General features: G+C 62.8%; 24 protein-coding genes. 14 read left to right on the forward strand and 10 right to left on the reverse strand.

The features are described 5' to 3' along the window. The first annotated feature begins 120 nt into the window (after window positions 1-120). From BRA471DRAFT_RS27030 to BRA471DRAFT_RS27065, 8 genes are read left to right on the forward strand one after another with little or no spacing between them, the layout of a single operon-like run. Complete coding sequence (locus tag BRA471DRAFT_RS27030) at window positions 121-1,233, forward strand: NAD-dependent epimerase/dehydratase family protein (protein WP_007613087.1); 1,113 nt, start codon at window positions 121-123, stop codon at window positions 1,231-1,233. Further along, the gene (locus BRA471DRAFT_RS27035) at window positions 1,233-2,297 is read left to right on the forward strand and encodes a GDP-mannose 4,6-dehydratase (protein WP_035974308.1); all 1,065 of its coding nucleotides are present in this window, start codon (window positions 1,233-1,235) and stop codon (window positions 2,295-2,297) included. The genes BRA471DRAFT_RS27030 and BRA471DRAFT_RS27035 overlap by 1 nt, the downstream gene beginning before the upstream one ends. Next, a complete protein-coding gene (locus tag BRA471DRAFT_RS27040; RefSeq protein ID WP_007613092.1) occupies window positions 2,294-3,580 on the forward strand; it encodes a TIGR04295 family B12-binding domain-containing radical SAM protein in 1,287 nt (428 codons plus the stop codon). The genes BRA471DRAFT_RS27035 and BRA471DRAFT_RS27040 overlap by 4 nt, the downstream gene beginning before the upstream one ends. After that, entirely contained in the window at window positions 3,577-4,680 is a 1,104-nt protein-coding gene (locus tag BRA471DRAFT_RS27045) for a glycosyltransferase family 4 protein (RefSeq protein ID WP_007613094.1), read from the forward strand. The genes BRA471DRAFT_RS27040 and BRA471DRAFT_RS27045 overlap by 4 nt, the downstream gene beginning before the upstream one ends. Further along, a complete protein-coding gene (locus BRA471DRAFT_RS27050; protein WP_007613096.1) occupies window positions 4,677-5,807 on the forward strand; it encodes a glycosyltransferase in 1,131 nt (376 codons plus the stop codon). The genes BRA471DRAFT_RS27045 and BRA471DRAFT_RS27050 overlap by 4 nt, the downstream gene beginning before the upstream one ends. Further along, the gene (locus BRA471DRAFT_RS27055) at window positions 5,804-6,892 is read left to right on the forward strand and encodes a glycosyltransferase (RefSeq protein ID WP_007613098.1); all 1,089 of its coding nucleotides are present in this window, start codon (window positions 5,804-5,806) and stop codon (window positions 6,890-6,892) included. The genes BRA471DRAFT_RS27050 and BRA471DRAFT_RS27055 overlap by 4 nt, the downstream gene beginning before the upstream one ends. Next, complete coding sequence (locus BRA471DRAFT_RS27060; RefSeq protein WP_007613099.1) at window positions 6,889-8,013, forward strand: glycosyltransferase; 1,125 nt, start codon at window positions 6,889-6,891, stop codon at window positions 8,011-8,013. The genes BRA471DRAFT_RS27055 and BRA471DRAFT_RS27060 overlap by 4 nt, the downstream gene beginning before the upstream one ends. 11 nt (window positions 8,014-8,024) lie before the next feature. Continuing rightward, window positions 8,025-9,092 carry a UDP-glucuronic acid decarboxylase family protein gene (locus tag BRA471DRAFT_RS27065; protein WP_007613101.1) on the forward strand — a complete coding sequence of 356 codons (1,068 nt, stop codon included), beginning with the start codon at window positions 8,025-8,027 and terminating at the stop codon, window positions 9,090-9,092. Window positions 9,093-9,126: 34 nt separating this feature from the next. Here BRA471DRAFT_RS27065 and BRA471DRAFT_RS27070 read toward each other — a convergent pair whose 3' ends face one another. Both BRA471DRAFT_RS27070 and BRA471DRAFT_RS27075 read right to left on the reverse strand, forming a co-directional pair. Next, window positions 9,127-9,387, reverse strand: a complete 261-nt coding sequence (locus tag BRA471DRAFT_RS27070) for a hypothetical protein (protein ID WP_007613108.1) — start codon at window positions 9,385-9,387, stop codon at window positions 9,127-9,129. Window positions 9,388-9,520: 133 nt separating this feature from the next. Beyond that, on the reverse strand, window positions 9,521-10,018 hold the full coding sequence (locus BRA471DRAFT_RS27075; protein ID WP_007613109.1) for a ferritin-like domain-containing protein: 498 nt from the start codon (window positions 10,016-10,018) through the stop codon (window positions 9,521-9,523). A gap of 226 nt (window positions 10,019-10,244) precedes the next feature. Between BRA471DRAFT_RS27075 and BRA471DRAFT_RS27080 the strand changes: the two genes are divergently transcribed. Further along, window positions 10,245-10,847, forward strand: coding sequence for an NADH-quinone oxidoreductase subunit B family protein (locus BRA471DRAFT_RS27080; RefSeq protein ID WP_007613110.1), 603 nt, complete (start codon window positions 10,245-10,247; stop codon window positions 10,845-10,847). Window positions 10,848-10,905: 58 nt separating this feature from the next. Here the strand turns inward: BRA471DRAFT_RS27080 and BRA471DRAFT_RS27085 are convergent, their stop codons facing one another. From BRA471DRAFT_RS27085 to BRA471DRAFT_RS27100, 5 genes are all read right to left on the reverse strand, one after another. Further along, on the reverse strand, window positions 10,906-11,766 hold the full coding sequence (locus tag BRA471DRAFT_RS27085; protein WP_007613111.1) for an SIR2 family protein: 861 nt from the start codon (window positions 11,764-11,766) through the stop codon (window positions 10,906-10,908). Further along, complete coding sequence (locus BRA471DRAFT_RS27090; RefSeq protein ID WP_007613112.1) at window positions 11,767-12,246, reverse strand: NUDIX hydrolase; 480 nt, start codon at window positions 12,244-12,246, stop codon at window positions 11,767-11,769. A gap of 74 nt (window positions 12,247-12,320) precedes the next feature. After that, complete coding sequence (locus BRA471DRAFT_RS27095) at window positions 12,321-13,106, reverse strand: succinate dehydrogenase iron-sulfur subunit (protein WP_007613113.1); 786 nt, start codon at window positions 13,104-13,106, stop codon at window positions 12,321-12,323. 39 nt (window positions 13,107-13,145) lie between these two features. Then, window positions 13,146-13,310: a hypothetical protein gene (locus BRA471DRAFT_RS38490; RefSeq protein WP_007613115.1), complete on the reverse strand. Its 165-nt coding sequence runs from the start codon at window positions 13,308-13,310 to the stop codon at window positions 13,146-13,148. Next, window positions 13,282-13,791: a DUF2243 domain-containing protein gene (locus BRA471DRAFT_RS27100; RefSeq protein WP_007613117.1), complete on the reverse strand. Its 510-nt coding sequence runs from the start codon at window positions 13,789-13,791 to the stop codon at window positions 13,282-13,284. Before BRA471DRAFT_RS27100 ends, BRA471DRAFT_RS38490 begins: the two co-directional genes overlap by 29 nt. Before the next feature lie 309 nt (window positions 13,792-14,100). On the opposite strand from BRA471DRAFT_RS27100, the gene BRA471DRAFT_RS27105 reads away from it, so the two are divergent. Next, the gene (locus BRA471DRAFT_RS27105) at window positions 14,101-14,316 is read left to right on the forward strand and encodes a hypothetical protein (RefSeq protein WP_007613119.1); all 216 of its coding nucleotides are present in this window, start codon (window positions 14,101-14,103) and stop codon (window positions 14,314-14,316) included. 774 nt (window positions 14,317-15,090) lie between these two features. Here BRA471DRAFT_RS27105 and BRA471DRAFT_RS39130 read toward each other — a convergent pair. After that, a complete protein-coding gene (locus BRA471DRAFT_RS39130; RefSeq protein WP_007613123.1) occupies window positions 15,091-15,264 on the reverse strand; it encodes a hypothetical protein in 174 nt (57 codons plus the stop codon). 149 nt (window positions 15,265-15,413) lie between these two features. Between BRA471DRAFT_RS39130 and BRA471DRAFT_RS27115 the strand changes: the two genes are divergently transcribed. Continuing rightward, complete coding sequence (locus BRA471DRAFT_RS27115; RefSeq protein ID WP_007613132.1) at window positions 15,414-15,983, forward strand: DUF1236 domain-containing protein; 570 nt, start codon at window positions 15,414-15,416, stop codon at window positions 15,981-15,983. Between the two features lie 41 nt (window positions 15,984-16,024). Beyond that, window positions 16,025-16,213, forward strand: a complete 189-nt coding sequence (locus BRA471DRAFT_RS39835; RefSeq protein ID WP_007613135.1) for a hypothetical protein — start codon at window positions 16,025-16,027, stop codon at window positions 16,211-16,213. A gap of 20 nt (window positions 16,214-16,233) precedes the next feature. Here BRA471DRAFT_RS39835 and BRA471DRAFT_RS27120 read toward each other — a convergent pair whose 3' ends face one another. Together BRA471DRAFT_RS27120 and BRA471DRAFT_RS27125 are read right to left on the reverse strand one after the other, a co-directional pair. Then, window positions 16,234-16,716, reverse strand: coding sequence for a metallophosphoesterase family protein (locus BRA471DRAFT_RS27120; protein WP_035974312.1), 483 nt, complete (start codon window positions 16,714-16,716; stop codon window positions 16,234-16,236). Window positions 16,717-16,730: 14 nt separating this feature from the next. Continuing rightward, entirely contained in the window at window positions 16,731-16,949 is a 219-nt protein-coding gene (locus tag BRA471DRAFT_RS27125; RefSeq protein WP_007613137.1) for a hypothetical protein, read from the reverse strand. Between the two features lie 131 nt (window positions 16,950-17,080). On the opposite strand from BRA471DRAFT_RS27125, the gene BRA471DRAFT_RS40055 reads away from it, so the two are divergent. Together BRA471DRAFT_RS40055 and coxB are read left to right on the forward strand one after the other, a co-directional pair. Next, window positions 17,081-17,203, forward strand: coding sequence for a hypothetical protein (locus BRA471DRAFT_RS40055; protein WP_007613138.1), 123 nt, complete (start codon window positions 17,081-17,083; stop codon window positions 17,201-17,203). Window positions 17,204-17,353: 150 nt separating this feature from the next. After that, window positions 17,354-18,328 (forward strand): cytochrome c oxidase subunit II, encoded by a 975-nt coding sequence (coxB, locus tag BRA471DRAFT_RS27130; protein WP_231170970.1) that lies wholly within the window; start codon window positions 17,354-17,356, stop codon window positions 18,326-18,328. Window positions 18,329-18,330 lie beyond the last annotated feature (2 nt).

An 18,330-nucleotide genomic window follows, 5' to 3' on the forward strand; every position in this document is an offset into this window, starting at 1 on the left:
ATCGCTTCTAATTCCAAATGTGACTGGCGCGCCGGTCGCCCGACCAGAACAGCAGCGCGCTTTCATTCTCATCAAGGATTGATCCCGCAGGATCGATCTCACGGCGGCACGGAGCGGTGAATGACGCGAGTATTGATCACTGGAGGTGCGGGATTCATCGGATCGCATGCAGCCGACGCGCTGCTGGCGGCCGGCTATGAAGTCCGCCTACTCGACAATCTCTCGCCGCAGGTCCACGGAGGCAACCGCCAGCGTCCCGCCTATCTTGCCAAAGACGCGGAGCTCGTCGTCGGTGATGTCACCGACGCTCGCGCGGTCGAGCATGCGTTGCGCGGCACCGACATGGTCCTGCATCTCGCATCAGCAGTCGGCGTCGGCCAGAGCATGTACGACATCGAACCCTATGTCAGAACCAACGAGCTCGGTACCGCCGTGCTGTTGCAAACACTATCCAAACGCCCGGTCGCGCGGCTCGTGGTGGCCTCGTCCATGAGCATTTACGGCGAAGGCCTTTACCGGAGCGCCGATCAGAGCGTGGTCGCCTGCGAGGAGCGGGCGGTCGAGCAGCTTCGCCGCGGCGATTGGGAGCTACGCGATGCAGCCGGCAACCCGCTCGATCCCGTCCCTACGCCGGAGACAAAGCAGCCTTCGCTGAGCTCGATCTATGCGCTCAACAAATATGCGCAGGAGCGCATGTGCCTGATCACGGGAAAGGCTTATGGCATCCCGACCGTGGCGCTACGCTTCTTCAATGCGTTCGGGCCGCGTCAGGCCCTGTCCAATCCGTATACCGGCGTGCTGGCCATCTTTGCCGCCCGGCTGCTCAACGGCCGCCCTCCCCTCGTCTTCGAGGACGGCCGGCAGCGCCGCGACTTCGTCCATGTGCATGACGTCGCCCGCGCCTGTCGGATGGCGCTGGAGGCGGAGCACGCGCAGGACGTCTTCAACGTCGGCTCGGGCCAGAGTCGCACCATTCTGTCGGTCGCGGAGGATCTGGCCGAAGTCATGGGGCGCCGCGACATTGCGCCCGAGCTGACGCGGAAATATCGCGCCGGGGATATCCGACACTGTTTCGCCGACATGGGAAAATCCCGCGACGTGCTCGGCTTCGAACCTCGCGTCGCATTCAGGGACGGGCTCGAAGAGCTGGCGGAATATCTCGCCGACCAGATCGCCGACGATCAGGCGGAGCGAGCCACCAGGGAGCTGCAGCAACGAGGATTGGTCGCGTGATGAGTGAACGAGACAACAGACCCGTCCTGATCACCGGCGGCTGCGGGTTTATCGGCTGCAACCTCGCGGACCGTCTCGCGGAGCGCGGCGAGCCGGTGCTGATCCTGGATAATCTCGCCCGCGCCGGCGTGCGGGAGAATGCGCAGTGGCTGAAGTCCCGGCATGGCGACCGGGTCACAATCACCGTGGCCGATATTCGCGAGCCGATCCCGGTGATCGACGCCGTACGCGAAGCCCGCGCCGTGCTGCATTTGGCCGCCCAGGTCGCCGTCACCGACAGCGTGAGCGATCCGGCGGGCGATTTCGAGATCAATGCGCGTGGCACATTGAACGTGCTCGAAGCCGTGCGGCTCCACAACAACGCCGCGCCGATCGTGTTCGCCTCGACCAACAAGGTCTATGGACGCCTGATCGACGATGGCGACATCGCGCTCACCGGCCGCCGCTACACGCCGACAAGCGGCCTGCTCGCCGCCGGCATCTCGGAAAATGCGCCGCTCGACTTCTACAGCCCCTATGGATGCTCCAAGGGAACGGCGGATCAATACGTCCACGACTATGCGCGGGTCTACGGCCTCCAGACCGTGGTGATGCGCATGAGCTGCATCTATGGGCCCCGTCAATTCGGCACCGAGGATCAGGGCTGGATCGCGCATTTCCTGCTGAGCGCCATCCGCAACAAGGAGCTGACGATCTATGGCGACGGCCATCAGGTCCGCGACGCCCTTCACGTCTCCGACGCGGCCTCGGCCTGGCTGGCCGTGCTCGATGGCATCGCGCTCGCCCGTGGACGCGTGTTCAATCTCGGCGGCGGTCCGGCCAACGCGATCAGTCTGTTGGAATTGATCGACCGCATCACCGGTCTGACCGGCCGCAAGGTGGCGTATCGCTTTGCCGATTGGAGGCCCGGCGATCAGCCCTGGTACGTCACCGACACGCGCGCGCTCTCCAGCGCGCTCGGCTGGGCGCCTCAGATTTCGTTCGCAGACGGCCTCCGATCCCTTCACAGCTGGCTGCACGGCCGGTTCGGATCGTCGCAAGGCAACCGCGAGGCGCTCGCATGACGCGTGTTGCCCTCATCAATCCAAACTGGGACTTTGGCGGCAGCATCTATTTTGGCTGCCGATCCCCTCATCTTCCGCTCGAGCTCGGGATCTCCGAGCACTACCTAAAGGCGGCCGGGCACAAGACGCTGCTGCTCGACGCCCACATGTTCGACCTTTCTCTCGCCGAGATCGAAGCCGAGCTGCGCGCGTTTGGCCCCGATCAGATCGTCATCACGACGGCACCGACCTATCTGTTCTGGCGCTGCGCCCCTCCCGAGCTCCGCGTTCCCCAAGAGCTTGCGATGGCGGTGCGCGAATTGGCTCCGATCCTCATCGCGGTGGGTCCCCACGGCTCGACTGTGCCAAAAGCGGCGCTTCGAAAGCTCGGCACCGACTTCATCGTGATGGGCGAGTGCGAGGCCTCCTTGCTGCGTCTGGCCAATGGCGAGCGGGATTTTCCGGGCCTGTGCTTCGCCGATGGCGCATCGCTCCGCGTCAATGGCGGCCCGCAGGCGGTCGCGTTCAAGGATCAGCCGCCGCTCGACTGGCCGGAGGAGATGATCCGGCGGCACCACCATCACCATCATCGTTTCGAAGCGGAGCCGCAGGCGCCTGGTGCCGAGGTCGAGTCGTCCAGGGGATGTCCGTACAATTGCACCTTCTGCGCCAAGGAGAACTTCCGCAACGCCTACCGCAAGCGGCCTGCCTCCATCGTTCTCGAAGAGATCGATGGCCTGCGTCATCAGGGCATCGAATATGTCTATTTCATCGACGAGATTTTCCTACCGAACGCGGAACTGCTGGAAGGGCTGACCACACGCGGGCTGAAGTTCGGGGTGCAGACCCGTATCGACCTCTGGAAGCCGGACATGCTGGCTCTGCTCGGCCGCGCCGGCTGCGTCTCGATTGAAGCCGGAATCGAGAGCCTGACCGTCGAGGGCCGCGCCGCGCTCGCCAAGAACTGCAAGATGACGACCGACCAGCTTGCCGAACGGCTGGTTGAAGCGCGCCGTCACGTTCCTTTCGTGCAGGCCAATTTGATCGAAGTCCCCGAGGACGATGACCCCATCGTGCAGCGCTGGCGCCGCACCATGCAGGATGCCGGCATCTGGGCCAACGATCCGGTCCCGCTGTATCCCTATCCCGGCTCGCCGGATTATCGAAAGCTGTGGGGCGAGCCCGACGATTTCGCCTGGGAGCGCGCGCACCGGCACTATCTCGCGATGTTCGATCAGTTCAGCGACGTGCAGAACGATCGCCCGGTCCCGCTCGAGGCTCTCGAACTGCAGGTGGCATCATGAGCCGCAGCTCGCAGCTCAGGATCCTGATGACGACCGATACCGTCGGAGGCGTCTGGACCTACTCGTCATCGCTTGCTTCGTCCCTTGCTGCGGAGGACGCCGACGTCACCCTGGTGACGACGGGTCCGCGCGCGCGAGCCGGCCAGCTTGAGATGCTCCGTGGCTCGCGGGTCCGCCTGATCGAAACGGACCTTGCACTCGAATGGCAGGACCCGGAAGGACGAGATCTGTCCCAGGCCAGGCGCGTCCTTGCGAAGCTCGAAGCGGGAATCCGGCCTGACGTCGTTCACCTCAATAGTTTTCGCGAGGCGACCTTCGCCTGGCGCGCTCCGGTGGTGGTCGTCGCGCATTCCTGCGCCAACTCCTGGGGGCTCGCCTGCCGCGATACGAGCTGGCTCGGCGAACCGAAATGGCGCGGCTACACCGAACGGGTGACGAACGCATTCGACACGGCACAGGCCTGGGTCACTCCCAGCCAATCCTTCCACGATGACATTGTGGAGATCTATCGGCCTCGCTCGCGCGGGCTCGTCATCTGGAATGGAATTAGCCCTCAGGGCCACGCGGGACGGAAGCAAGACATGATCTTTGCGGCGGGCCGGCTCTGGGACCGCGCCAAGAACATCGAGGTCCTGGCGGCTGCAGCGCCTGGGCTGGACTGGCCCGTTCAGGTCGCCGGGCCGGCGGATGAACGCCCTTCCGCTTCCGTCACCTGGCTCGGGCATTTGCCCCACGAAGCCATGCGCGCGCACTTGCAGCACGCCGCCATTTTCGCCAGCCCCGCGCTCTATGAGCCGTTCGGCCTCTCCGTTCTGGAAGCCGCGGCGGCGGGATGTGCCCTCGTCCTATCCGACATTCCCACTTTCAGGGAATTGTGGAGCGGGGCCGCGCTGTTCGTCGATCCCACCGACAGCAGGGCGCTGCATCGAGCACTCGCAGGTCTGTGCACCGACGATCGCGAGCGGGTGCGGCTGCAACGTGCCGCCTTTGAGCATTCCCTGACCTACTCGCTGACCCGAACCACGAGCGCCTATCTCAGCCTCTACGAGGAGCTGCTTGCCGTCAATCACGCGCCCGCCCCCATGGAGGTACGCGCATGAAATGTGTTCTGTTCTACCACGCGTTCACCTCCTGCTGGAACAACGGCAATGCCCATTTCCTGCGCGGCTATGCCCGCGAACTTCACGCGCTGGGTCATGAGGTCGTCGTGTTCGAGCCGATCGACGGCTGGAGCCGCTTGAATGCGATCCGCGAGGGTGGCAGTCAGACGATGGAGGACATTCCAATGCTGTTTCCCGGCATCGGTATCCGTCGCTACGACGCCTCCCTCGATCTCGATGAAGCGTTGCACGGCGCCGATCTCGTCGTCGTCCACGAATGGAATTCGCCTGATCTGATCGCGGACATCGGATCGAGACGGGCTCACGGCGCTCCGTTCACGCTGCTGTTCCACGACACCCATCATCGCGCCGTCAGCTCACCGGACGAACTTGCGCAATTCGACCTCGACGGCTTCGACGGTGTGCTCGCCTTCGGAGAGATCCTTCGTCAAATCTATCTGAAGCTCGGCTGGGCCGACCGGGCCTTCACCTGGCACGAGGCGGCCGACATCGCCCTGTACCATCCGCTGCCAGATATCGAGCGCACCGACGATGTCGTCTGGATTGGCAATTGGGGCGACGGCGAACGTAGCGCCGAGCTCAACGAATTTCTGGTCGAACCCGTGGCCGAGTTGAAGCTGCGCGCGGGGGTCTATGGCGTCCGCTATTCGGACGCGGCGCTCGCGACCATTCAGGCGGCAGGCATTCGGTATGGCGGCTGGCTGCCCGCACACTGGGCTCCCATTGCTTTCGCCGGCGCGCGCGCGACTGTCCACGTTCCCCGCGGCCCCTATGTCCGCTTGCTTCCGGGCATTCCAACCATTCGCGTCTTCGAAGCGATGGCGTGCGGCATTCCACTGGTCTCGGCCCCTTGGTCAGACGCGGAAGGCCTGTTCCCGGAAGGTGCCTATCTGAGCGCCGCTGACGGCACCGAAATGAAGCGGGCGCTTCGTACGCTGTTCGATGACCGGGAGTTATGGTCCGCTACCGTGGAGACCGGACTCCGGACAATCAAGGAGCGTCACACCTGCCGTCACCGGGCGGAGCAGCTAGTCGGCATCGTGCAGGACCTCAGGGCCTCAGGCCACGCCACACAGCCCTTGCGATATCTCGGAGCCTCCGCATGAAGATCTGCTTCTTCGGATCCAGCCTCGTCTCGTCCTACTGGAACGGTGCCGCCACCTATTACCGCGGCATACTGAAGGAGATTGCCGCCCTCGGCCACGACGTCACATTCTTCGAGCCCGATGCTTTCGAGCGCCAGGCCCATCGCGACATCGACGATCCCGACTGGGCGAAGGTGGTGGTCTACGCCGCAACGCCCGACGGCTGGCGAAGCTCGCTCGACGGAGCCGCACGGTCGTCCGACATGCTGGTCAAGGCCAGCGGCGTCGGTGTCTTCGATCGGGAACTGGAGAACGCGGTCGCCGAAATTCCGTCGAATGCAATGCGCATCTACTGGGACGTCGATGCCCCCGCGACGCTGGAGTCGGTGGCGGACAATCCAGACCATCATCTGCGCTATGCGATCCGGTCCTACGACATGGTTTTGACCTATGGCGGCGGCGATACCGTCGTATCCGCCTATCGCGGCATCGGCGCGCGCGACTGCGTGCCGATCTACAATGCGCTCGACCCCGCCACACACTTTCCAGCGCCGCCAAATCCACACTTCGCGTGCGATCTGAGCTTGCTGGCAAATCGCCTCCCTGATCGCGAGCAACGCGTGGAGCGGTTCTTTATCGATGTCGCACGCCAATTGCCGGAAAAGACGTTCCTGCTCGGTGGATCGGGGTGGGACTCCAAAGACACGCCAGCCAGTCTGCGCAAGGTCGGGCATGTCGGCACCGGCGACCACAACGCCTTCTTCGGCTCCGGTCTGGCCACGCTGAACGTCAATCGCGACAGCATGGCGCGCTACGGCTTCTCGCCGCCAACACGCGTGTTCGAAGCCATTGGTGCCGGAGCCTGCCTGATCACCGACCAGTGGGACGGCATTGATCATTTTCTCGAGCCAGATCGCGAGGTGCTGGTGGCCGCGAGCGGGGCGGAGGTCGCAGAGCATCTTGCCGCACTGCGCTCCGACCGGGCCCAGGCGATCGCAGCGCGCGCTCGTGCGCGCATTCTGAGCCATCACACCTACCGGCAGCGCGCGCGCCAGTTCAACGATCTCTTTGCCGCAAGCAATTCGCGAATCGAGGCAGCAGAATGAACCTCAATATCGTCGTCGTCGGTCTTTCGGTTACTTCGTCCTGGGGCAATGGCCATGCCACCACCTACCGCGCCCTGATCGAAGCCCTGGCACGACGAGGTCACCAGGTCACATTTCTCGAACGCGACGTCCCCTGGTATCGCGAGCATCGTGATCTTGCCAAGCCTTCCGCTTGGACCGTCGAGCTTTATCAATCCTTGAAGGACATCCCGCAGCGCTTCGGCAAGATGATCCGCGATGCCGATCTGGTGGTCATCGGTTCGTACGTACCCGACGGCATCGCGATCTCCGAATGGATCACGACTCACGCCCGGGGGATTACCGCCTTCTACGACATCGACACGCCGGTCACGCTTGCAAAGCTCGAGCAGGGCCTGGACTACCTGACCGCGGCGATGATCCCGCGCTTCGACCTTTATTTGTCCTTTGCCGGCGGCCCGGTGCCGGGCATGATCGAGGAGAACTATGGCAGTCCGCTAGCTCGGGTGCTGTATTGCAGTGCCGACACCGACATCTACGCGCCGCAACGCGCGGAGAAGAAATGGGCCCTGGGCTATCTCGGAACCTACAGCGAGGACCGGCAGCCGGTTCTGGAGCAGTTGCTGCTCGCCCCTGCTCGCACTCTGTCACGCGAGCAATTCGTCGTCGCCGGCGCGCAATATCCCGACGAGGTGGTCTGGCCCGCCAATGTCGCCCGGATCGAGCACCTCACGCCCAGACATCATCCGGGATTTTACGCAGAGCAACGCTTTACGCTAAACGCCACCCGTGCCGACATGCGCGCGCTCGGCTTCTCGCCCAGCGTTCGGCTGTTCGAAGCGGCCGCGTGCGGCACGCCCGTCATCTCGGACCGGTGGCCCGGAATCGAGACCGTCTTCGAGCCTTCCCGGGAAATCCTGCTCGCATCGAGCCCCCGCGACGTCATGGAGATCCTGCGCGACATGCCCGAGGAGCAAAGGCGCACGATCGCGCAAAACGCACGGCGCCGCGTTCTGGCCGACCACACCTCCGACCATCGCGCCCGGCAAGTGGAGACCTACTACGCCGAGGCATCGGTGCGTCGCCGCCGGAAAGCCCCGCAACTTCCCGCCTCGCGTCCCATGCAGGTCGCCCAAATCTGAAAGGCAGCACCATGACACTTCAGACCCGCATCAACGCGTCCCGCCGCTCTCCCACCGTTCTGGTGGCCGGCGGCGCCGGCTTCATCGGATCCCACCTCTGCGACGCGCTTCTGCAGCACGGCCACACCGTGATCTGCCTCGACAACCTGTTTACGGGAACGATCGACAACATCCGGCCGCTGCTCAATCATCCGAATTTTCGCTTCATCGAACATGACGTGCGCGATCCCGCCGAGATCGAGGGCGACATCGACCGGATCTACAGCCTCGCCTGCCCGGCGTCGCCCCGTCACTATCAGAAAGATCCGGTCGGCACGATGAAGACGTGCGTGCTCGGCACCATCAACATGCTTGAGCTCGCGCAGCGGAAAGGCGCCCGGGTGCTGCAGGCATCGACCAGCGAAGTCTACGGCGATCCCGAGGTCCATCCCCAGCCCGAAACCTATCTCGGCAACGTCAATCCGATCGGACCCCGGGCCTGCTACGATGAGGGCAAGCGGGCCGCGGAGACGCTGATGTTCGATTACCATCGCATGTACGGGGTCGAAATCAAGGTCGCGCGCATCTTCAACACCTACGGACCCCGGATGCTGGAGAATGACGGACGCGTGGTCTCCAACTTCATCGTGCAGGCACTTCGCGGAGAGCCGATCACGATCTATGGAGGTGGTACGCAGACCAGGAGCTTCTGTTTCGTCGACGATCTCGTGCGCGGCCTCCAGCTGCTCATGGAGAGTCCATCCTCGATTACCGGTCCGTGCAATCTGGGCAACCCCCACGAGGTCACCATCGAGGCTATTGCGCGCGACGTGCTGGCGTACACGGACTCAATTTCCCCGCTCCGGTTCGAGGAGTTGCCCAAGGACGATCCAAAGCGCCGCAAACCGGTGATCGACACAGCCGTTCGAGCGCTGGGATGGCGCCCGCGCGTGGCGCTCAAAGACGGTCTCAGGGCGACGATCGCCTATTTCGCCATGCGCATGGCCGGGGAAGCGCCGGCACTCGTTCCTGCCATTGCACCGCGCAGGGGCGGACGTACCGGGGCACGCGGCCAGCTGACGATCGCCGATCGGCAGTGATCAGCGGAAAACACCCACGGGCCCTCGCAAGCTCTCAAGCCCGTGAAGCAGCCGCGCCGCGGGCCCGCTTGCAGAAGTTCTCGAGATGGTACTGGTATTCGGAGATCGCGCGATTGGCCATCCGGATCCGGTTTTCCTGGCCTTCCTCGACCATCATGGTGATGCGCTGGGCGAGAAATACGCACGCCTCGAACTCATCGTGGATCGCCCCGCTGCGGGCGAGAAAGTCCCATGCGATCTCATAGGCCTGTTCGGCAGCAGGATTGCGGTAGTCGCTGAAGATGATGTGCGCCATGACAGCAAAACGCGGATGAGAGGGTTTCGGTCCTGCGAGCCCATATGAGAGCGCAGGCAACCTTAGCGGCCGAACCCGCCGGTCTCGCACCAGACGGGACCGGCGGTCTCGCCGTGATGGCGATGGAGTACGATCAGGCTGCCTGGCGCTGATGCGCCAGATATTCCATTGTCACCTTCTCGATGTTTGAGTCGATCCAGGCGGCCATGCGCTGCTCCTCCTTCAGCGATGTCTCGAGCGGCTCCTTGGCCTCCGCGAGCCCAGCGGCGCCGCAGAGGGCGAGCAAAGATTTGTAGGCAGCGATCTCGAAATTCTCGAAGGCATTGTTGGCGAATGTGTTCTTGAGAATCTCGTCGCCGGCAACTGAATGTGCCATGGCTTGCATGTTCGCCATCATGGATTGCGTCGTATCCTTGAGGCTGGAGGTACTCTCGCCGCAGGCTTCCAGGCATCTCTCCAAGCGCTTCAGCTGCTCGTTGGTCTCTTGAAGGTGGGCGGCGACCTTGGCCTTGACCTCGGGATATTCGTCCAGTCGTTCCGACTGACGTTCCATCAGCTCTCGCGCCTGCACTTCCATCGCATGCGCATTACGTAATCCGACTACGAATGTATCGCGGGCTGCGTTCGTCATTTCATGTTCTCCATTTCATGGGCCTTGTTGCCGCCAACCGTAGTTTCGGTGGATCGTTCCTAGGGTGATCCGTGATGCCAACGTTGGGTCCGGCCACCGGACCCGAAGCTAACCTGCGATAACAGAACACAAATCCCCTTGCCGCCGCTGGAACGCCGCATGCAAATGACTGTTTCCCGGAGCGGGTGGTCGCATCGCCGAACGACCGCAGCGCTCAGGGACAAGAATGGCAGGCAGCTCTCCGCACGTCAGCAACTCAGGCCCTTCGCTTGGCCGGCCTGGACCGGGCAGCCCCGGATTTGGCCGGCCCGGTGAGGGACAGCCGGACAACGCTTCCGATCCGTTCTTCATGACGATTCGCGACGATCTTGCGGACAAGGGCTTCTTCACGGCAAGCGCGGAGGAGCTGATCACCTGGGCGCGAACCGGGTCGCTGATGTGGATGACGTTCGGGCTCGCCTGCTGCGCGGTCGAGATGATGCAGATGTCGATGCCGCGCTATGACGCCGAACGCTTCGGATTCGCGCCGCGCGCGTCGCCACGCCAGTCAGATGTGATCATCGTCGCGGGCACGCTCACCAACAAGATGGCGCCGGCGTTTCGCAAAATCTACGATCAGATGCCTGAGCCGCGCTACGTGATCTCGATGGGGTCGTGCGCCAACGGCGGTGGTTACTACCACTATTCGTACTCGGTCGTGCGCGGCTGCGATCGCGTCGTGCCTGTCGACATCTACGTGCCCGGCTGCCCGCCGACTGCAGAGGCGCTGCTGTACGGCGTGATGCTGCTTCAGAAGAAGATCCGGCGGATCGGCACGATCGAGCGCTAGTGAGCTGACCAACTCGGACTTGAATGGACATCAGCGTTTCAGCGCGCCAGGGTCCGCGTTAGGTCTTTCGGTCGATACGCTGGCGGATGTCCAGCAAAAATCGGCTAACACCATCATCCAGGCTGACGCCGTCAGGCGGCGCTATGGTGGTGATGCCCCAATTCGCCAACACCGCTTCCTGCACAGGATTGCGTTGCGTGACGAAAACGAAGGACCTCGGTCGATCCTGGCGGTGCCCGGATTCGTCCCAACTCTGCCAAATCCGGTGCAGCAGGAGCCGAATGTTGGGATCGGACATGCTGTATCCGATGAAAAGCAGCGTGCTGCCCAAGGCATCGGCGCGAAACCGGATATCGAGTGGCGAGTCGAACGCGAGCCGGTTGAGGAAGTCGGTCTCGGTCAGGACGAGCGAGGCATCGTCGTCGAAGTCGCCATGAAACTTGATGATGTGCGTGACGCCGGAACGGGCGCTTGCAATGTCCTTTGCGTTGCTGATCTTGGCATAGGGCTTTTCCAGAACCTCGAATGCCGTCTCGAGGTTGCGGTCGTAGTTCGTGGTGTAAATGGTCGGAAAATCGAGCTCCACAATCAGCTGGTGGAGCCGTGAGGCCGCGATCCTGTCCGGGTCGACGCGCCAGTTGCGGTCGAGCCAGCTGCGGAGCGGGCCAATTCCGCCGCGCTTCAGCCGGTAGTACTCCGCCAGCATCTGGTAGCCGCCGTGCATTCCATCGATCACGTTGCGTTCAAGTCCAAGGTCATCCAGCAGATGGTCGATCAGAGATTGCCAGGACGGCAGGCCGACAGCCATCGAGACGCCGGCGCCGACGAACAGGATCGCGCAGCGCCGCTTGACCGCAGCGGCCAGGACCTCATGAGGCGGTCGCTCCTCGAATGCGTGTCCGGTCGCCTGCTGGTTCATCTACCTTGAATTATTGGAGGGCACCCGGGTTCCTCGAGTCACAGCATCGACCAACGGTGAGGAGGGGGTCTTCTCCGTCTGCGCCGCGAAGCGTGCGATTAGACGCCGAAGCTGCGCCTTGTGCACCAGACGGCTCGCCTTCTTCGGCGAGACCCAGATTGCTTCGCGCTCTCCCTTTTCCGGCCACCAGCGCTCCTGCCCGTGGACCCTCATGGGAAAGACGGCGACGTCCATGGTCCGCTTGCGATCACCCTTCCGCTTGCGATGCTTGAAGAACCCGAGCGCGCGCTTTGCGGTGACGCCGACAAGACCGGCCTCCTCGTACGCCTCCAGCGCAGCCGTACGATGCGGCTCCGTCTTGCGCATCGGAGATCCCTTCGGGACGCTCCACCTGCCCTTGCGCCTGGTCGTGATCAGCATCACGCGCAATTCGGAATTGTTCAGCGTGAACGGCAACGCGGCGAATTGTTTCTTGCCCATCGGGCGCCTCCAGTTTGGTCGATAAGCCTACGCCGCAGCCATTGTTCCTTTCTGCGGGGAGCGTCCATCTCCGATCAGAACTTCCGTTCGACCATCTTGAGGCGCAATCCGGAAATGGCTTCGCCCGGATTCAAGCCCTTGGGACACGCCTTCGCGCAGTTGAGGATGGTGTGACAGCGATAGATCCTGAAGGGGTCTTCGAGCTTGTCGAGACGCTCGCCCGTCGCCTCGTCGCGGCTGTCATTGACCCACCGCGCCGCCTGGATCAGGGCCGCCGGGCCGAGGAAACGCTCGGAATTCCACCAATAGCTTGGGCACGACGTCGAGCAGCAGGCGCAGAGGATGCATTCGTACAGCCCATCGAGCTTGGCCCGATCCTCATGGCTCTGCCGCCATTCCTTCTGCGGCGTGGGCGACACGGTTTGCAGCCAAGGCTCGATCAATGCGAGCTGGGCGTAGAAATTCGTCAGGTCCGGAACGAGGTCCTTCACCACGGGCTGGTGCGGCAAAGGCAGGACGCGCAGCGGCTCGCCTTGCGGGACGTCCTCGCTCATGGACTTGGTGCAGGCGAGCGCGTTCTGGCCGGCGATATTCATCGAGCAGGAGCCGCACACGCCTTCGCGGCAGGACCGTCTGAATGTCAGCGTAGAGTCGATGTTGTTCTTGATCCAGATCAGACCGTCCAGCACCATGGGCCCGCAATCGCTCATATCGACGAAGTAGGTGTCGAGCCGCGGATTGCGACCGTCGTCGGGATTCCAGCGATAGACCTGGAATTCGCGCAACGATTTGCTGTCCGGCTTGGGCCAGATCCTTCCCTTTTCGACGCGGGAGTGTTTCGGAAGCCTGAACTCGACCATATTACCTCCGGACGGACATGAGGCGTTGATAACCGCGCATCAGTTGGGATTGAAGCAACGGAGTTGCAGGAGATCGTCCAGCGACACACCAAACAGCACGATGCGAAACACCGGTGCCATCGCCAGCACCAGCAGCAATATGAAAATGGCATAGACCAGAGCCGGCGGGGTCGCTCTAGCGAGCCTGTAGACTGCTTTCCGCATGGACCCTCCCTTGCTTGCAAGCACGCGCCACGGCGACGCCGACAACCAGCATGGCCGCACCCCATAGCAGGAAGCCGATGTCCCAGAAGATGCGCTGCTCGTCAGGGACCGTCTCATTCACCCGATGCAGCTTCAAGATCTCATGGTCCATCACGCCTTCAACCAGATTGAAGATGCCCCAACCGAGCAAGATCGCGCCGAGACACCGGCTGCCCGACAAGTGAATGTCGGACCTGCGCGCCCGTTGCCACAGCACATACAGGCCGAGGAGCACAACAACATAGGCCGCGCTGTGGAAGATGCCGTCCCAGGTCGTGTTGAGCTTGACGTTTTCGATCGAGTCGAGCGGGTACCAGCCGCTTAACATATGATGCCATTGCAGCAACTGATGAAACACGATGCCGTCGAAAAACCCGCCCAGACCAAGCCCGAGAAGGACACCCGCGGAAATCGGGAAGCTGGATGAATTGCTGTCTTTCATGAATTGACTCGTGCGCCGGTCGGCATCTGGATGATGGACAAACCGTCCTCAGTGCTGCCGTTCCTATGATCATGACGCGCTTCCTGTGCCAATAACCTGCGTTAACCTGCCGGCTCATGCCACGATGCCGATAACATCAGGCGGAGCATCGCTCGGCGGTTTACGGCGATGATAGGAACGTTCGAAACAGTCGCAGCGTCTTGTGAATTCAACATTGGAGAATTCCGCGGGCACCGCAAACTGCTCGGAGGTGGCCGTGTGTGACCGCCCCGTCAGAGTTGCCGATGATTCAAACTGCGAGGAGCCGAGATGGCGTATGCGTTGTTCAAGGATGGCGAGAGACTGAGCCGAACGTTTTCAACGAAAGAGGAAACGCTGAAGAAAGCCGAAGACGCTGGTCTGGTCGAAAGCGGCGAGGGCAAGCCTAGGCTCGAGGACGACCTGAAGATCAAGCCCTGCTCGCCCGACCCCGAACCTCGATGCGAGGACGACCTCGATTGGACGTCGGAAAACCCGGCGTCCTGATAGCCGATCTAGCAACCTTTGCAGATGCTCTTGATCTTCCGATCGACGTGGGAATCCTGAGAGTTCTCCGAGCGTATTTCGGCGTCGCCCGGCATCGACGGACCGGGTGTCGCAGTTCCGTCGATGCGTCCGCTGTTGGTTCCTCCCGCAGGATTGCCCGCCCGCCCGACCGTAGTCGATCCTCGCGGACCCCCACCGGTCGATTGGGCCGTTCCAGCGGTGTTCGTGCCGGTAACCGTCGTGCCGCGCGAAGCCGCGGCCGCGTCGGCTGGATTGCCCAGGCTGGGCGATGCACCGCCAGTCTGGTTTGTAGCTCCCGCAGACCCAAGGCCTGCAGACCCAGAACCTGCAGACCCGGGACCTGCGGACCCGAGACTTGAGGCACCGCCGGCCGACCCAGGGCTTGTGGCACCGCCGGTGCCGCCGCTCGTGCTGCTCGCGCTTGATCCGCCCGATCCTCCCGAACCGCCGCCGCCGCCACCGCCACCGCCACTCTGCGCCGAGGCGGCCCCTATCGACGCCGTCGCCATGAACGCGATCAGCATCAAGCTCGAAGTTGTCCTAGCCATTGCTCAGTTCCTCTCACGATCATCGTGCGTGTGATGTTGATCGCGCTCACCACCGCCTCCGGAGACGTGTGATTTGCGGTCGTTGGTGGGCGTTCCGGGCGCAGGGCGCTCGTGCTCGCGACCTCCCTTTTCAGGGGTGCTTGCGGTCCTGCCGCGAGGAGCCCGGACCACCGAAGCGCTCAGTGTCTGAGTTCTTGTGTGGCATTCATCGATCCTGCTGGTAGCCTTGGTTCGTCGTGTTCTGCTTGATGTTGCCATGACGTCCTTGCGTGTCGAAGTTCTCACGGCCGGGGACTTTTTCGTCCGTCTCGATTCCAGGATCAGATCCGGGTCCCTTGTCGCTGCGCTGCTCTGGCGGTACGGGGGGCATTTTGGTCATTGCATGCTCCGTGTTTAGGTCTCGCGACCTCATGCGCTGGCAATGAGATGCGGCGGCGGTCGTTCCTGATCGATGCTGATGCATGCCCCTAGGAACGAAGGATTCCTGCCCGTGTTGACCCCGCAGTTCATACCGAAGGCTTTCAGTTCATGGTCAAGGATCTATCGCGGAAAACGGAGAAGGACGGAACCCGGAAGCTGATGATGGCGGGATCGGTCGTGGCCGCGGTTCTGTTTGTAGGTTTCATTGTCTGGTTCGCCGTCCCGCAGATGTTCGGGGCAACCGACTATCTGGGCCGCCCCTCCACAGGAGCAGACAAGGGTGCGGCGGCGACGACGGTCGGCACGGGAGTTCCGACGCAGCACGAAGCCGTCAGCAAAGCTGCCAAGGAAAACCCGGCCCGCAATGAGGACGCGACCGGCGCGCGTGCGCGGGATGTGAAGCAGACCTCCCAGCCGGCTGGCCTCAACGCTCAGCAGCGCGAGCAGCTCCGCGCCATCATCTCATCGGCGCATGGCCCGACGATGGATCGCCCGAATTTCGAAATGATGATCGGTACTTCGGTGCCGCGCCAGACCGAGGTGGCCGACTTGCCGCCCGAGGTCACGCAAGTTCTGAACGGGTTCTGGGGCGACCAGTACCTGATCGCCGGGAATGATCTCGTCATCGTCGATCAGCATTCGCGCCGCGTGGCCGCAATCATCGCTGGGGTACGCTGATCGCGTGCCGCCGCTTCGACAAATTGTAGAGAGGACAGCTTATGCCGAGAGCGAAAGCACCTGAGAACGACCCGAGAGAAACCCCGGCCGACGATCCGCGACAGCAGACCGATTTGCCAACCCACCGGCAGACGGATCAGCCTTGGCAGGGAAATCCCGAGAAGGAGCAGATCGACCCAAAGCGTCCCCCCATTGATCTGGAACGGTGGCAAAAATCGAATACCCACTAGCTGCCACGCACGTACCTCGTTCACGCGTCGAGCTCATGGATGGTGGGCCGCAGGTCGCCGTTCTCATCCAGATCGAGCGTTGCCAGCGTGATCGGCAGCTTGAAGCGCCTTGGACCGGCGCTCCCGGGATTCAGGAAAAGCACTCCGTTGATCGTGTTGACCTGCACCCGATGCGAATGTCCTGATATCACCACGTTCACACCGGTTGCCGCAGGGTCGATGGCGAGCGCCTTGAGATCGTGCAGGAGGTAGAAACAACGAGCGCCAAGGTGCACTGTTTCGGTTTCGGGATAGCGCCTCGCCCAACTGCCGACGTCGACGTTTCCTCTGATGGCGGTGACGGGCGCTATTCGGCAAAGCCTCTCCAGAACCTCCGGCGCGCCGATATCACCGGCATGGAGGATATGCGACACCCCCGCAAGACGGTGTTCGGCCTCAGGTCTGAGAAGGCCGTGCGTATCCGAGATCACTCCGATCCTCAACGCCGTGATCCTCAATGCCATGTCAGGCCAAGGCTTCAGTGCAGGACATCCAGTGGCACCTTGCCGATCTCCTCACCCTCCTGGTTCGTGACCAGGATGGAAAAATGACGATTTCTGAGTTCGGGACGCACTGCAAGGAGCCTCTTCGCGATCTCCTCGGCGACATCCAGCGCCATGATGTCGTCAGGCAATTCAGCACCTCCCTCGTCTGCAACGGTCTTCGAATCGACCAGATCGAAATGATAGCGCGGCACGTGAACCCTCGAATCCGTCGCAGGAACGCGCGATGTCGAGCCTTCGTTCCGGCGCTCGCCCGTCAACTCCCGGCACATCCGCAGGAACCCTCAGGGTCATCGCGGCATTGCTGTGCTTTTGGAGCCGACACATGCTCGGAGAGTTGCGCGTACTTGCCCAGCCGGGCGCGATCATCGCCTGTCTCGCCGTCCTGTTGCTGATGGCCGCAGGCGACGCAGCCATCGTGATCGCTGCGAAGGGGTGGCCATTTTAGTCCGGTGATCGATGTCGGACATATCCCTCTTCGGCCAATCGCTCCGATCAGCGCATAGGAACCTTTGTAGGCCTGACCGGTTCCGCATGTGAAGCGGAGTGCGACAAAACGTCAATGCCGGTCTGGGTGCGAAGGGTTTTGGTGTTGTGCATGACGTGGCCGCTTGCTGCGTGCGCGGGCCGGCAGTCGGCGCTTGACCCTCAGGGGCCGCAATCGGGCCGGATCTTGCACACGCTGTTCATCTTCCTCGCTGTAGCAGCGATCGTCTGGATCTCTGTCGTGATCGTCTTGGGCGTCGGAATGTTGCGGCGGAAGCGTGCGGCCGATCGGCCGCTCGATCTTCACCAGGCCTTCGAGGAACGCTCCGGGCGCGTGATCCTCGCACTTGGCGTTGCGACCACCATCATCGTGCTCGGGCTCTCGCTCGTCAGCTATGCCGGTCAGCGCACCGTCTTTGCCAAGGACGAGAAAGCCCACATCCTGAAGATCATCGGCCACCAATGGTGGTGGGAGGTCCGCTATGAGGCTGACAGTCCGCACCACAGTTTCGTGACCGCCAACGAGATCCGGATCCCGACCGGCCAGCCGGTGAAGGTCGAGCTGGAATCCGCCGACGTGATCCACAGCTTCTGGGTGCCGAGCCTGACCGGCAAGATGGACTTGATCCCCGGGCAGAAGAACGAGCTGCAATTCACGGCGAAGAACGCGGGCATCTATCGCGGGCAATGCGCCGAGTTCTGCGGGATCCAGCACGCCCACATGGCGTTCGCCGTGATCGCGATGTCGCCCGACGAGTTCGGCCGCTGGCGCGACCATGAAAACCAGAGCGCGAACAGCCCTACCGATCAGCTCGGCAAACAGGGCGAGGCTCTGTTCCGGGCGCGCGGATGCGCCTTGTGCCACAACATCAGCGGTACGCTGGCGGGCGGGCAGCTCGGCCCGGATCTCACGCATATCGGCAGCCGCACGAGCATCGCGGCGGGGACGCTGCCGAATAGCCCGGCGACGCTCGGCGCCTGGATCGCCGATCCCCAGCACATCAAGCCCGGCAATCTGATGCCGAAGATGCCGCTGCGATCGGACGAGCTGATCGCCATCATTCATTATGTGGAGCAGCTCAAGTGAGC

This window comes from Bradyrhizobium sp. WSM471, from assembly GCF_000244915.1.
GTDB lineage: Bacteria > Pseudomonadota > Alphaproteobacteria > Rhizobiales > Xanthobacteraceae > Bradyrhizobium.

Coding starts and splice junctions, on each gene's coding strand:
- BRA471DRAFT_RS27030 (WP_007613087.1), top strand. CDS start 121: ATGACGCGAGTATTGATCACTGGAGGTGCGGGATTCATCGGATCGCAT.
- BRA471DRAFT_RS27035 (WP_035974308.1), top strand. CDS start 1,233: ATGAGTGAACGAGACAACAGACCCGTCCTGATCACCGGCGGCTGCGGG.
- BRA471DRAFT_RS27040 (WP_007613092.1), top strand. CDS start 2,294: ATGACGCGTGTTGCCCTCATCAATCCAAACTGGGACTTTGGCGGCAGC.
- BRA471DRAFT_RS27045 (WP_007613094.1), top strand. CDS start 3,577: ATGAGCCGCAGCTCGCAGCTCAGGATCCTGATGACGACCGATACCGTC.
- BRA471DRAFT_RS27050 (WP_007613096.1), top strand. CDS start 4,677: ATGAAATGTGTTCTGTTCTACCACGCGTTCACCTCCTGCTGGAACAAC.
- BRA471DRAFT_RS27055 (WP_007613098.1), top strand. CDS start 5,804: ATGAAGATCTGCTTCTTCGGATCCAGCCTCGTCTCGTCCTACTGGAAC.
- BRA471DRAFT_RS27060 (WP_007613099.1), top strand. CDS start 6,889: ATGAACCTCAATATCGTCGTCGTCGGTCTTTCGGTTACTTCGTCCTGG.
- BRA471DRAFT_RS27065 (WP_007613101.1), top strand. CDS start 8,025: ATGACACTTCAGACCCGCATCAACGCGTCCCGCCGCTCTCCCACCGTT.
- BRA471DRAFT_RS27070 (WP_007613108.1), bottom strand. CDS start 9,387: ATGGCGCACATCATCTTCAGCGACTACCGCAATCCTGCTGCCGAACAG.
- BRA471DRAFT_RS27075 (WP_007613109.1), bottom strand. CDS start 10,018: ATGACGAACGCAGCCCGCGATACATTCGTAGTCGGATTACGTAATGCG.
- BRA471DRAFT_RS27080 (WP_007613110.1), top strand. CDS start 10,245: ATGGCAGGCAGCTCTCCGCACGTCAGCAACTCAGGCCCTTCGCTTGGC.
- BRA471DRAFT_RS27085 (WP_007613111.1), bottom strand. CDS start 11,766: ATGAACCAGCAGGCGACCGGACACGCATTCGAGGAGCGACCGCCTCAT.
- BRA471DRAFT_RS27090 (WP_007613112.1), bottom strand. CDS start 12,246: ATGGGCAAGAAACAATTCGCCGCGTTGCCGTTCACGCTGAACAATTCC.
- BRA471DRAFT_RS27095 (WP_007613113.1), bottom strand. CDS start 13,106: ATGGTCGAGTTCAGGCTTCCGAAACACTCCCGCGTCGAAAAGGGAAGG.
- BRA471DRAFT_RS38490 (WP_007613115.1), bottom strand. CDS start 13,310: ATGCGGAAAGCAGTCTACAGGCTCGCTAGAGCGACCCCGCCGGCTCTG.
- BRA471DRAFT_RS27100 (WP_007613117.1), bottom strand. CDS start 13,791: ATGAAAGACAGCAATTCATCCAGCTTCCCGATTTCCGCGGGTGTCCTT.
- BRA471DRAFT_RS27105 (WP_007613119.1), top strand. CDS start 14,101: ATGGCGTATGCGTTGTTCAAGGATGGCGAGAGACTGAGCCGAACGTTT.
- BRA471DRAFT_RS39130 (WP_007613123.1), bottom strand. CDS start 15,264: ATGACCAAAATGCCCCCCGTACCGCCAGAGCAGCGCAGCGACAAGGGA.
- BRA471DRAFT_RS27115 (WP_007613132.1), top strand. CDS start 15,414: ATGGTCAAGGATCTATCGCGGAAAACGGAGAAGGACGGAACCCGGAAG.
- BRA471DRAFT_RS39835 (WP_007613135.1), top strand. CDS start 16,025: ATGCCGAGAGCGAAAGCACCTGAGAACGACCCGAGAGAAACCCCGGCC.
- BRA471DRAFT_RS27120 (WP_035974312.1), bottom strand. CDS start 16,716: ATGGCATTGAGGATCACGGCGTTGAGGATCGGAGTGATCTCGGATACG.
- BRA471DRAFT_RS40055 (WP_007613138.1), top strand. CDS start 17,081: ATGCTCGGAGAGTTGCGCGTACTTGCCCAGCCGGGCGCGATCATCGCC.
- coxB (WP_231170970.1), top strand. CDS start 17,354: ATGACGTGGCCGCTTGCTGCGTGCGCGGGCCGGCAGTCGGCGCTTGAC.